The following is an 11,012-nucleotide window of genomic DNA, read 5'->3' on the forward strand; positions in this document are numbered from 1 at the left end:
CGAAAAAACACAGATGATCCGCGCTCAGAACTTCGTCCACGCGAGGCGGAACAAGATAACCCTGCTCTGGAGAATAGGGAAGATAACGTGACATACTCTCTTCTCGTATAAATAACTCCGAAAATCAAGTAGTACTCACACAGACTCTAAAGCCCATCTACTTTTATACCTTTACCAGCGGGCTGAAGCCCGCTGCTCCCACCAGCTTCAGCCATGTTCTGACTGCCTCAGATCAACCGAATTTATCAATGCGCTTAGTTCGCATCACCCACAACAAGCGCTTCTCCTGCAACCGGTACCTGCATCTCACCCCGAGGCTTCGCCCTGAAGGCTGTCCACAACAGCACGATCGCAATCGGATGCATCAGGCCCATCGCAATAAACACCGGGCGATAGCCCCCATGCGTCAGGCAGTAAGCAATGATCTCGCTCGAAAGCATACCTCCAAAGGCACTGCCTGCGGCGATCAGTCCCGCAGCGCGTCCCAACTGTTGCGGTGAGAAGACCTCCAGCAGCGTCGAGGTAAGATTCGTGAGCCATGACATATGCGCCATAGCCACGACCGAGGCAAACAGCATCGTCATGCCGATGCCGGGACTCAGATATGCGAGCGGGCTCACCAATACAGCGAACGCTGAGAAGAGCATGGTGCGGCGATAGGCGACTCCCGGGTCGAGACCGCGGCGGATGAACATGCCGGAGAGTGAGCCGCCGACGATGGTGCCGATACCGCCTGCCAGATAGACCATCCATCCGAAGTGAGCCATCTGGCTTGCGGTGAGATGACGATCGCTCAGCAGATACTTGGGAAACCAGAAGAGGTAAAAGTACCAGACCGGATCGGTCATGCCGCGAGCGATCAAAAGCTGCCACATCTGCGGCTGCGCGATGACATCGCGAAAGACATTCGTTGCGGCTGGAGTCGCAGTCTCACTGCGTGGCTGGTCCCGATAGATCCATAACCAGACAGGAACCCACAGTAGCCCCATGGCTCCGTCGATCAGAAAGATGCTGCGCCAGGGAAGATGTGTGGTGATGGCCAGGATGGCGGGGATGGCGATGATCGCTCCCATCGTTGCGCCGGCCGTATAGATGCCCACGGCAAGACTGCGCCGAGCTTTGTCCAGAACCTCGCCCACGGCTTTGGGGGCGGCCACCCACAGTCCAGGCTCTCCGAGCCCCAGGCAGAAGCGTGCGATCCCGAGAAGAAGAATGGAGGAGGCAAACGCCGTCGCCGCTTCCGCTGCTGACCAAAAGGCTACGAACAACGCCATGGAGCGGCGCGTGCCGAGAGCGTCGCAGACGAAGCCTGAGAGCGCGTACGCAAAGGCGGAGGCCAGAAGGAAGAGGCTGACCACATGTCCATAGCCGACGTCGGAGAGGTGCAGCTCCGCTTGCATCCGTGGAGCAACGACCGAAAGACTCTGACGGTCAAAGTAATTCAGAACCGCTACCGCGAAGAGCAGGGCAACGATACTCCAGGGATTCGTGCGTTTGGTCATATCGCCTCAGAAGCAGGACACATTGAAGATTGCAGGCGGAGCCTCTCCATGTTCCAGAACATCGATACGCAGGCCTGAAGTGGTGACTGGCGCCGGCAGATCCAGAGTCCACTGTGTCTGGTGATTCTCGGTTACCTCTGCCAACCTTACACCCTCAGCCGTGGAGACGCGGAAGGCGCGAATGCATCCCGGCATAATCCGCTCCGGATGCGTCATCAGTACCGATTCCATGGGATGGTCGAAGTCGGTATCGAAGGTGATGGACACCTTTCGTACTTCAACCTGCTCTTCCCAGCGCAGTGTGAGTGCCGGTGCGTTGTCGTCCATTGCCGGAGTCCATGCATTGGTTCCACGCCATGGCCGATTGAGACCGTTGATCACGTTTGCAGGGCGATAGAGCGCGAGAGGCTGATGGAACTTCACCGCCAGGTTGCGAGCCTTCGGCCGGCGTTCGGGCAGCCAGAAGGCAAAGGTGTCGACACCGGAACCCTCAGGCGGAGTCTGCACCAGGCTCTTGGCCACAGCAGCATTCATCTTCTGCGAGACGGTGAGAACGCCCGGCATCTGTGCGGTGCTGAGATGAAGGTGAATGTCCGGTTGCGCAGGAACCATGACGAAGTAGTGCGCAGTGGATGACAGTTGTGCCTTGAAGTCAAGCGGAATCTCTACACCGCGGCCGGCTTCTACTGGAACATCGAGCGTAGCTACAAGCACGTCCGGAGTGGTGTTTCCGCAGTGCGCTGAGGTCCACAGCTCCGCACGCAGTGTCATTGAACTCGCTACGTCAGCATAGAGCGACAGCGCTGGGCTCGGACCATCCTGGAATGGGACTAGAAGAGCGTAAGAGCGCTCTTCCGCAAGCTCGCCGCAGGATGGCAGTTCTTGCAATAGAAGTTCACTGGAGGCGGAGACCACAGCCTGGCGAGAGAGATCGGCTTCTGTCTGGAAGACAACGCCGGGAATATGCTGTCCTGCCGCGAGCAGATCCTGCTGTAGCCGATGCATATGGGCAGGTTCAAGCAGGTCACGCGGCTGCAAGCCCTCTTCTGCGCAGAGGACGGCAGCCATGCCGACAGCTTGCCCGTTGCTGGCGCAGGTCGCCATCACGCGCGTGGAACCGAACGCAATATGCGTCGTGCTGATCAGTCGGCCGGTCAACAGCAGGTTGGGAATATTGCGGCTGTACATGCTGCGGAATGGAATCTGGTAGACGCCCTTCGCGTGATACTGCGTGCATCCGGGCTTTGAGCTGAAGACTCCGTCCGAAGGATGCAGGTCGATCGCCCACCCGCCAAACGAGACGGCATCCGGAAAGGTCTTCTGCTGCACGACATCGTTCTGCGTCAGGATGACATCGCCGATAAAGCGGCGGCTCTCGCGTTTGCCGGGGATGGTCCCCATCCACTCCAGCGTGAGATTCTCCGCATCCGGAAACTCGCCGGAGTTCTTGATGTAGTTCCATACACCGTACGCTACCGCCCACAGCTCCCACTTGATCTCTTCTGTCTGCCCGACTGTGTCCAGGGCTCCGCCGTATTCCAGCCACCATAGACGACAGCCGCTGTCTGAGACACGAATATCGCGGAAGCGCGGAATACGTGTGATGTCCTGCAGTGCAAAGGCCGGCGGCACATACTTCACGGGCTGACCGGTATCGCGGCTGTAGAAGTAGAGCGAGTGACCAAGCAGCGTGTGCTCCTCGGTCTCCGGAGCCATGCCTTCGTTGAACTCGGAACGGGCTTCGGCGCCCATGCGGAACTCTGCGCCCGCGAGAAAGCCAAGAATGCCGTCGCCGGAGGCATCGACAAAGAGCGGCGCCTCCAGTGTGTAGGCCGTCTGGTTCTGGCTGTTATAGCCGCGTACGCGCGCGATGGCGCCGCCTTCCATATCGAGCTCATGGATAGCCGTATTCAACAGCAGGGTGATCTTCGGCTCGCGCTTGACGGTTTCCAGCAGGATGGAGTCGAAGAGGATCGGGTTCCCCTCGGGATTGCGCCACATGTTCTCTACGAGCAACTCGTCAATAACGCCGCCCTCGCGAGCCCAGCGATTGTTGTTGCCCATGTGTGAGGTCGCCCCCAGTACCCACAGTCGTACTTCACTTGAGGCATTGCCGCCCAGGACAGGGCGGTCCTGCACCAGCAGAACACTGATTCCCTTGCGTGCCGCGGTCACTGCGCAGCAGACGCCGGAGAGGCCGCCGCCAACGACGACCAGATCGCCACGTTCTTCCACGTGCGTAAGACTTCTCACCACTTCACCCTGCCCTCATCCGGAATGAAACTTGCCAGAGAAACACTATAGGTTAATCGTTTAAGTTGTCTAGGGACTCTTGCGGTAGCCGGCCAGCGCCTGTTCCACGATGGGCGCCAGCAGTGCATAGCCGGCAGACTTAGGATGTACGCCATCTACGGTCAGTTCCGCCCGCATCAAGCCGTTCGCATCAGCCAGCGGCGCGTTGAAACGAAGCAGCTCCCAATGCTTTTCCCGGCACATGACGGCTAGCAGATCGTTCAATTGCCGGATCCGGGCGACTGTCCGCAGGCCGGTCAGAGGCCGAACGCAGTCACAGACGGGAGTCATCTCCGCAACGTAGACGCGGATGCCGTGTGATGCCGCTAACTCACCCATCGTGAGGAAGTTATCCCGGATCTCCTCTGGAGAAAAACCAAGGCGCATATCATTGCCGCCACCTTCGAGCACAATCGCCTTGGGATGCAGATTGAGCGCGTCGTGCCGCTCGCGCAGCAGCATCTGCTGCGTCGTCTGGCCGCCAATGCCGCGATTGATCCAGCCGGGATAGGCGAACCAGGTTCCCTCCCGCGATCCCCAGTAATCGAGGATGGAGTCGCCAAGAAAGACAACCTCCGCCGAGAGGTGTTCGTTGGCCTGGCGATAGCGCGCGGCCTGCGCAAAATCCGCTTCACCGGAGTTTGACGGCGCAGGCGGTGAAGTTTGCGCGATGCAGGCTGTGCCCAGTAGCAGACAGAACAGAGATAGACGGTGCACGAAAGGGACTCCTCTCAAACGGAACAAAATGAATCTTGCCTGAAGATTAAACGGTTGACAAGATTTCTCTGACGAACTTAGGATTCTGGCGTTCCGACGAAAGCTCTCCCCCAGGTATTCGCCGAATCCGAGAAGTTAAACGTTTGATGTAACGAGGCCTGACGAATATGACCAGACAAATACGACTCTCCCTGCGCCGCCAGAGAACAATTACAAGGCGCTTCTGGATTGCGATAACCTTCCTGCTCCTCCTGGCGCTGCCCATGACCGGCCGCGCACAGCAGGACGTTGGAACCATCGGAGGAACGGTGGTCGATCCGACCGGAAGCGTTGTTCCGAATGCAAAAGTCACTGTCACCAACGACGCCACCGGCCTGAAGTACGAGGCCACGACCAACGAGAATGGTTTCTATCAGTCACAGCCGCTGCCACCCGGGACCTACAGCGTCACCATCGTCGTCGCCGGATTCTCGACTACCACGGCACGCAATGTCGTGGTGGACGCCGCCGCGCACGTGACGACCAATGCGCAGCTCCGGGTCGGCACCGTCGACAGCAGCATTGTGGTTGAGTCGACTCCGCCGGCGTTGAACGTCGTCGATGCCCAGATCAGCAACACCATCGACACGCGCGCTGTACAGGAGCTTCCGGTGAATGGGCGCAGCGTGCTTGCGCTGGCCACATTGAGCCCGGGTGTGGTCTCAGCCGCAGGCGCGACCAACCAGGGCTTCACCAATCGCGGTACACAGGCTTCAGCAATCCGCATCTCAGGCGGCGTTCCGGGCGGCAATAATAACCTGCTCGATGGCACCAGCAATCTGCAGAACTATCTGGGCGAGGTGGCCATCAATATCAAGGCTGACTCGGTGCAGGAGTTCCGCATCATGACGGGAGTTATCCCGGCGCAGTTCGGTTACACCTCCGGCGGCGTCATCAACGTAGTTACCCGCTCCGGCGCGAATCAGTTTCACGGTTCGGTGTATGAGTTCTTCCGCAACGACTATCTCGATGCGACCATCGCGCTGCCCAAGACCACAAAGCCGGAGCTTCGCTTCAATAACTACGGTGGCACCTTCGGCGGCCCTATCATCCGGGATAAGGCATTCTTCTTTGGAAACTACGAAGAGTACCGGTATGTCACCGGCTCAGCGATCTACTATTCGGTGCCGACGGTGCAAGAGCGCGGTGGTGACTTCAGCGATCTGCGCCGTGTTGTGAGTGGCACCTGCACGCCTTTCAAGATCTTTGATCCCAACACAGGCTCGGCAACGACGCAGCGTCAGGCCTTCCCAAACAATCAGATTTCAGCCTCGCGTCAGGACCCGGTTTCGATCGCGGCCATGAATCTCTTCATTCCCGCTCCGAACAACTCTATCGGTTCCTACGATAGCTGTACGAATGCGAACAACTATCTGGCAAATCCAAAGCTGGTCTCGACCGAGCGCACGATCCTTGGACGTGGAGACTACCGGCTGAGCGACAGGGATAGCATCATCGCACGGTATGCCTACTACCAGAACTACACGAACAATGGTTCTCAGGGCTTTGGGCCGCTTTATTACCGTAATGACACGCTGACGAACTTCACTGCAATGCTGGCGGAGACGCACATCTTCTCGCCGACAATGGTGAACGATCTCCGTCTCTCCGGCCTGCGCTCTGACTTCCCGTTCCAGGCAGCGACCGCGAACCAGAACTACGCACAGAAGATCGGTCTCCCCGGTGTCGGTGGGGACGTTGCTCCAATCCTGAGTATCTCTGGTGTTCCAGCGTTGAATGGAACGATCGGCTTCCGTGCTTCCACAACCTTTGAATTGCTGGATGATCTGACCAAGACCCTGGGTGCTCACACCATGCACTTCGGCTTCGATGGCCGCTGGGTTGAAGGCTTCAATCTTCAGTCCGGGAATGCGTCGGGCTCCTACGGCTTCAGCTCGAACAACACAGCGGAGGGCTCCGATACTGTTCTGGTCACAACCAATGGCAATGTGGGTAGCAGCTTTGCCACCTTCCTCGCCGGCAATGTTTCTTCGGCGAGCACGCAACTGGCGCGCGGCACAGCCTTCCGCCAGTTCCAGATCGCCGGATATGTGCAGGATGACTGGCACGCCAACCAGCGCCTGACGCTCAATCTCGGACTACGCTGGGATTTCCAGCAGCAGCCGTACGAGAAGAAGAATGGCATGGGCAACTTCGACATTACGCAGGTTAACCCTGTGACCGGATATCTCGGAGCAGTTCGGTTTGCCGGGCTCAATGGCGAAGGCCGCAATTTTGTACACCAGAATTGGAGCGACTGGGGACCGCGTCTCGGTTTCGCCCTTGTGCTGACGAATGACAATAAGACCGTCCTGCGTGGTGGTTATGCAATGTACTATCCCACCACGGCTCAGGCTTCGTATGACGAAGCTGCGGGAAGCTCAAATGGTTTCGGTCGCATTACCACCAGCTACAACGCTTCTACGACCTACGGAACCGCCTTCCTGTTCAAGAACGGTGTGCCTTCACCTGCGCTGCAGCCTCTGGGCTCGTCGCTTGGACAGATCTCCTTCCGCGGCCAAACCGGATATTACGTCGTGCCCCGTGCCCGCACGCCGCAGAGTATGCAGTACACCCTTACGCTGTCGCGCCAGTTGCCGTTCAAGATGGTGATGGATCTCTCGTACCTGGGTAACCATGGCCGCTACTTCAATCTGGGTACGTTAAACATCAATACGCTCGATCCCAGCTACGCTTCGCAGGGCGCAGCGTATCTCAATGCCCTGGTGCCGAATCCTTACGCCGGAAAGATTCCTGAGAACTCCGCGCTGAATGGCGCAACCATCTCGCGTGCGAACCTCCTGCGTCCTTATCCGTATATGTCCAGCGTGCTGCAGAGCTTTCCGCGCTCGGCACATTTCGATGGCAACTTCATGTATGTCACGCTGCAGCGTCGAGCGGCTGAGGGATTGCAGTTCCAGGGATCGTATACGTACGGCAAGCTGATGAGCCTGCCGATCTATACGGATATCGCTACCACTGCAGGCATTACTCAGACAGGGAACGGTATTCAGAATCCACGCAATCTGGATGGTGACTACAGTGTCGATGCCATCGATGTCACCCACCGCGGTATCGTGGCCGTGCTCTACGATCTTCCCTTCGGGCGTAATCGCCGTTATCTGAACAGAGGTGGATGGATGGATCGCCTGGTTGGTGGCCTGCAATTCAATACCACCATGACGCTGGAGTCAGGACGCCCGTTGAATTTCAGCGGAGCGAATAACTCCGCGGCAACACGCCCGGACCTGAATGAGTCGTTGCTGATGCAGAATCCCACCGGTTACACGCTGGGCAAATATCGTCGCTTCAACTATCTTGCCTTCACTAACCCGGCTGCCTACACCTACGGCAACGCGCCTCGGTTCTACTCGAAGTTGCGCGCGCCTGGCGTCGTCAACTTCGATATGTCGGTCTTCAAAACAACCCGGATCACCGAGGGAACCTCGCTGGAGTTGCGGCTTGAGGCGTATAACGCCTTGAATCATGTCAACCTCGGCGCGCCGAATGCCTCCTACTCCGGTACCAGTGTGAACACAAATAACAACATGGGCGTCATCACGACATCGTACGCAGCCCGTACGCTACAGTTGGGTGCGAAGCTCCACTTCTAATGCGCAGAGGCCCGGCCGCAAGACCGGGCCTCTGCAATGTTTTGTTTCAGGGAGAACTATGCAACGCCTGGCCAGTCTTCTTTGTGTCTCCGCGATCTCGTGTGCGTCATGTCTTTATGCGGAGACCCGCCTGCAGTATCAGGGTCTGACCTTTCATCTTGACGAGTCCTCAGGCCGCTACGGCTTCGCAGCAGGAGCCGGCGATATCGTAACGCCGGACGGCAGTGCAGGCGTCCTGCTTGGCGGCGAACCGGTTCGGTTCAAGCGGGTGAACGCTACATCCAGCACAGTATCGCTCGAGGGAAGCACCACGTCAGGGAAGCGCATGTCGTTGAGGGTGACACTCTCGGCACACTGTGCGGATCTTGAAGTCAGTGTCGCAGAGCCGGGGGCTGAGCTTCGCTTTCAAACCTCCGGCGCAAGCCCGGCGTATGGACTGGCGGACCATGCGGTGTATCGAGCGAAGTATGAGAACGCCGGTGGCCAGTCATTCACGACAGACGTTACCGGATTCTCGGATGATGCCTTTCTCTCTGGACAGGGAATCTCGCGGCTGGTCAGTAATTTTGTGATCTATCCCAGGCAGCAGTTCGCCGAGCTGCTGATCGATCCAACCACGAAGATCGTTCATACCTCCGCGCAGCAGATCGTGCAGGGTGTGAAGCGTGCGCCGGCAAAGGTGCACCTTTATTACTTCTTCGGCGAGCCGCATGCTATTTATGCGGAGTATCTGCGTGTCCGCAGAGCAGCCGGATACAAGGTAGAGATGCCGAAGTATCAAGCCTTCGGCGTGGGCTGGGAGGCCTTCGGCGCTCTTGGTTGGGAGACCAATACGAACACCGTCCGCGACAGTGTGGACCATTATCTGAAGGATGGCTATCCGCTGACCTGGATGGTGATCGGTTCAGGCTTCTGGCCGGCTGAGCCAGAGACCATGCATGAGACCACCAGCTTCGGCTACTGGGACAAGACAAAGTATCCCGATCCGAAGGCGCTGATCCAGCACTTCCGCGATGAGGGGCTGGCTGTCATGCTCGGCCTGCGTATCACCTTCATCGTCGGTGGACCTTACTCGGACGAAGGCGTCAAGCATGGTTACTTCCTTACCGAAAACGGGCAGGCAAAGGTCTATAAGGGCGGCTGGCCAAAGCAGCCATACTACCTGCTCGATGCCCACAACCCGGCGGCTCTGGACTGGTACATCGGCCTGGTGAAGAAGTGGCAGGACTACGGCATCAACGGATGGAAAGAGGACTTCTACGGCTATGCCGGCTATGACCTGCGCGATGACAAGGTCGATCCAACGAATGACCGTCTGTTCGCACAGAAGCAGTTGATCATCGAGCGCAACGGATATCTCTCCTCCAACGGTGACCTGCACCGCATCAACGATTTCAACTACAACCAGCAGCAGGATCGTGGACCGGTCAACGCCCTGGCCTTCGCGTACAGCGGCTTCCCATACGTCTATCCCGATATCGTGGGCGGCACCTTTGGCGAGAATCACTTCAGCACCAATCGCACGCCAAAGATGGAAATGTACATGATGCGCAATGCGCGCTGGGCCTCGCTGCACGCTTCCATGGGCATGGGTGAGCCACCGTGGAGCTTCCGCAAGGAGGTCTCGGACGTGATGTTGGCGTCGGCGCAGTTCCACGCCAGAATCGTGCCCTACCTCTACAGCAACGCTCGCAAAGCCAACGCAGACGGTTATCCCTGGACGATGACTCCGCTGCCCATCGCCTTTCCGGACGATGCCAATGTCCATGGCCGTGAGAACTCCACCACCCGTGGTTACGAGTGGCTGATCGGCGACTCCATGCTGGCCGCGCCTCTCTATGGCGATGACTATCTCTCGGCCACGAGCCGCGATATCTATCTCCCCGAAGGCCGCTGGATGGACTACGACACCGGCAAGATCTACGAAGGGAAGCAGATGCTTAAGGACTTTGCCATGCCGGTGAACAAGACCCCTGTCTTTATCGGCGGATCAGGTATCACCCTGGAAAAGATCAACGGAGAGACGCGCATCTGTGTCTATCCCGTTGGTAAGGCTTCGACAGTGCAGCTCACGTTACCCGAGAGCGAGCAGGTGATTACGGTGAAGGTGCCTGCAATCCGCTCGATCGCAACGGTGAAGGTGACGAACTCGGGCGCTGCTGTCGCAACGCGAACGGATGGCCATGCCATCACCTTCGTTCCGCGCGCCGGCGCGAGCTATGTCGTGACCGGAGGCGAGTAGGCGTAAGCTGGTTGGCATCATGCTTACGCACTTTCCGATGGCGGTTCCGGAGATTCCGGTCAGCAATATCGAAAAGGCCGCCGAGTATTACGTCCGGGCGCTCGGATTTCAGCTCGATTGGGGCAACGATCTCGGTGGCATCGGCGGCATCTCGCAGGGGGCCTGCCGCATGTTCCTGACGAATGCAGCTTTCCGCGGTCACTACGGCAATGGGGAGAAGGTCGTTATCTGGCTGAACCTGGAGAGCAAACAGCAGGTCGATGAGCTCTACCAGCGTTGGCGGGATGCGGGAGCGAAGATCCTGGCCGAGCCGGAAGATAAGCCCTGGCACCTTCGCGAGTTCAGGGTCGCGGACCTCGACGGCAATCAACTGCGGGTGTTCTATGACTTTTCCTGGGAGTTAAAGAACAAACAGGGCTAGGGCGTATCGGGTTTGATTTCTCTGTAGAGCTATAGAGCGGGCCTTCAGAGTCTGTGTGAGTACTTGCTTTTCGGGGTTATTTATACGAGAAGAGAGTATGTCACGGTATTTGCCCTATTCGCCGGAGCAAGGGTACCTGGTGCCGCCTCGAGTGGATGAAGTTCTGAGTGCGGATCATCTGTGTT

General features: G+C 58.0%; 6 protein-coding genes. 3 read left to right on the forward strand and 3 right to left on the reverse strand.

What is annotated here, in order from left to right; translation table 11 throughout:
* Positions 1–254: 254 nt before the first annotated feature.
* The 3 genes from AB4Y89_RS24170 to AB4Y89_RS24180 form a co-directional block, all read right to left on the reverse strand.
* The gene (locus AB4Y89_RS24170; protein WP_442303508.1) at positions 255–1,502 is read right to left on the reverse strand and encodes an MFS transporter; all 1,248 of its coding nucleotides are present in this window, start codon (positions 1,500–1,502) and stop codon (positions 255–257) included.
* Between the two features lie 6 nt (positions 1,503–1,508).
* Positions 1,509–3,737: an FAD-dependent oxidoreductase gene (locus tag AB4Y89_RS24175; RefSeq protein ID WP_442303509.1), complete on the reverse strand. Its 2,229-nt coding sequence runs from the start codon at positions 3,735–3,737 to the stop codon at positions 1,509–1,511.
* 87 nt (positions 3,738–3,824) lie between these two features.
* On the reverse strand, positions 3,825–4,511 hold the full coding sequence (locus AB4Y89_RS24180) for a GDSL-type esterase/lipase family protein (RefSeq protein ID WP_442303510.1): 687 nt from the start codon (positions 4,509–4,511) through the stop codon (positions 3,825–3,827).
* Positions 4,512–4,678: 167 nt separating this feature from the next.
* Between AB4Y89_RS24180 and AB4Y89_RS24185 the strand changes: the two genes are divergently transcribed.
* Genes AB4Y89_RS24185 through AB4Y89_RS24195 form a run of 3 tightly spaced genes read left to right on the forward strand, consistent with a single transcriptional unit; the run spans position 4,679 to position 10,827 of the window.
* Positions 4,679–8,164, forward strand: a complete 3,486-nt coding sequence (locus AB4Y89_RS24185) for a carboxypeptidase regulatory-like domain-containing protein (RefSeq protein ID WP_442303511.1) — start codon at positions 4,679–4,681, stop codon at positions 8,162–8,164.
* 58 nt (positions 8,165–8,222) lie between these two features.
* Positions 8,223–10,406, forward strand: coding sequence for a TIM-barrel domain-containing protein (locus AB4Y89_RS24190; protein ID WP_442303512.1), 2,184 nt, complete (start codon positions 8,223–8,225; stop codon positions 10,404–10,406).
* A 19-nt stretch (positions 10,407–10,425) separates the two neighbouring features.
* Positions 10,426–10,827, forward strand: coding sequence for a VOC family protein (locus AB4Y89_RS24195; RefSeq protein ID WP_442303513.1), 402 nt, complete (start codon positions 10,426–10,428; stop codon positions 10,825–10,827).
* The last annotated feature ends 185 nt before the right edge of the window (positions 10,828–11,012 follow it).

The sequence above is a fragment of the Terriglobus sp. 2YAB30_2 genome (assembly GCF_052114765.1).
Lineage (GTDB): Bacteria > Acidobacteriota > Terriglobia > Terriglobales > Acidobacteriaceae > Terriglobus.

Excerpts from the sequence above, each read along its gene's own strand:
- AB4Y89_RS24195 (WP_442303513.1), top strand. The coding sequence starts at position 10,426 with ATGCTTACGCACTTTCCGATGGCGGTTCCGGAGATTCCGGTCAGCAAT.
- AB4Y89_RS24190 (WP_442303512.1), top strand. The coding sequence starts at position 8,223 with ATGCAACGCCTGGCCAGTCTTCTTTGTGTCTCCGCGATCTCGTGTGCG.
- AB4Y89_RS24185 (WP_442303511.1), top strand. The coding sequence starts at position 4,679 with ATGACCAGACAAATACGACTCTCCCTGCGCCGCCAGAGAACAATTACA.
- AB4Y89_RS24170 (WP_442303508.1), bottom strand. The coding sequence starts at position 1,502 with ATGACCAAACGCACGAATCCCTGGAGTATCGTTGCCCTGCTCTTCGCG.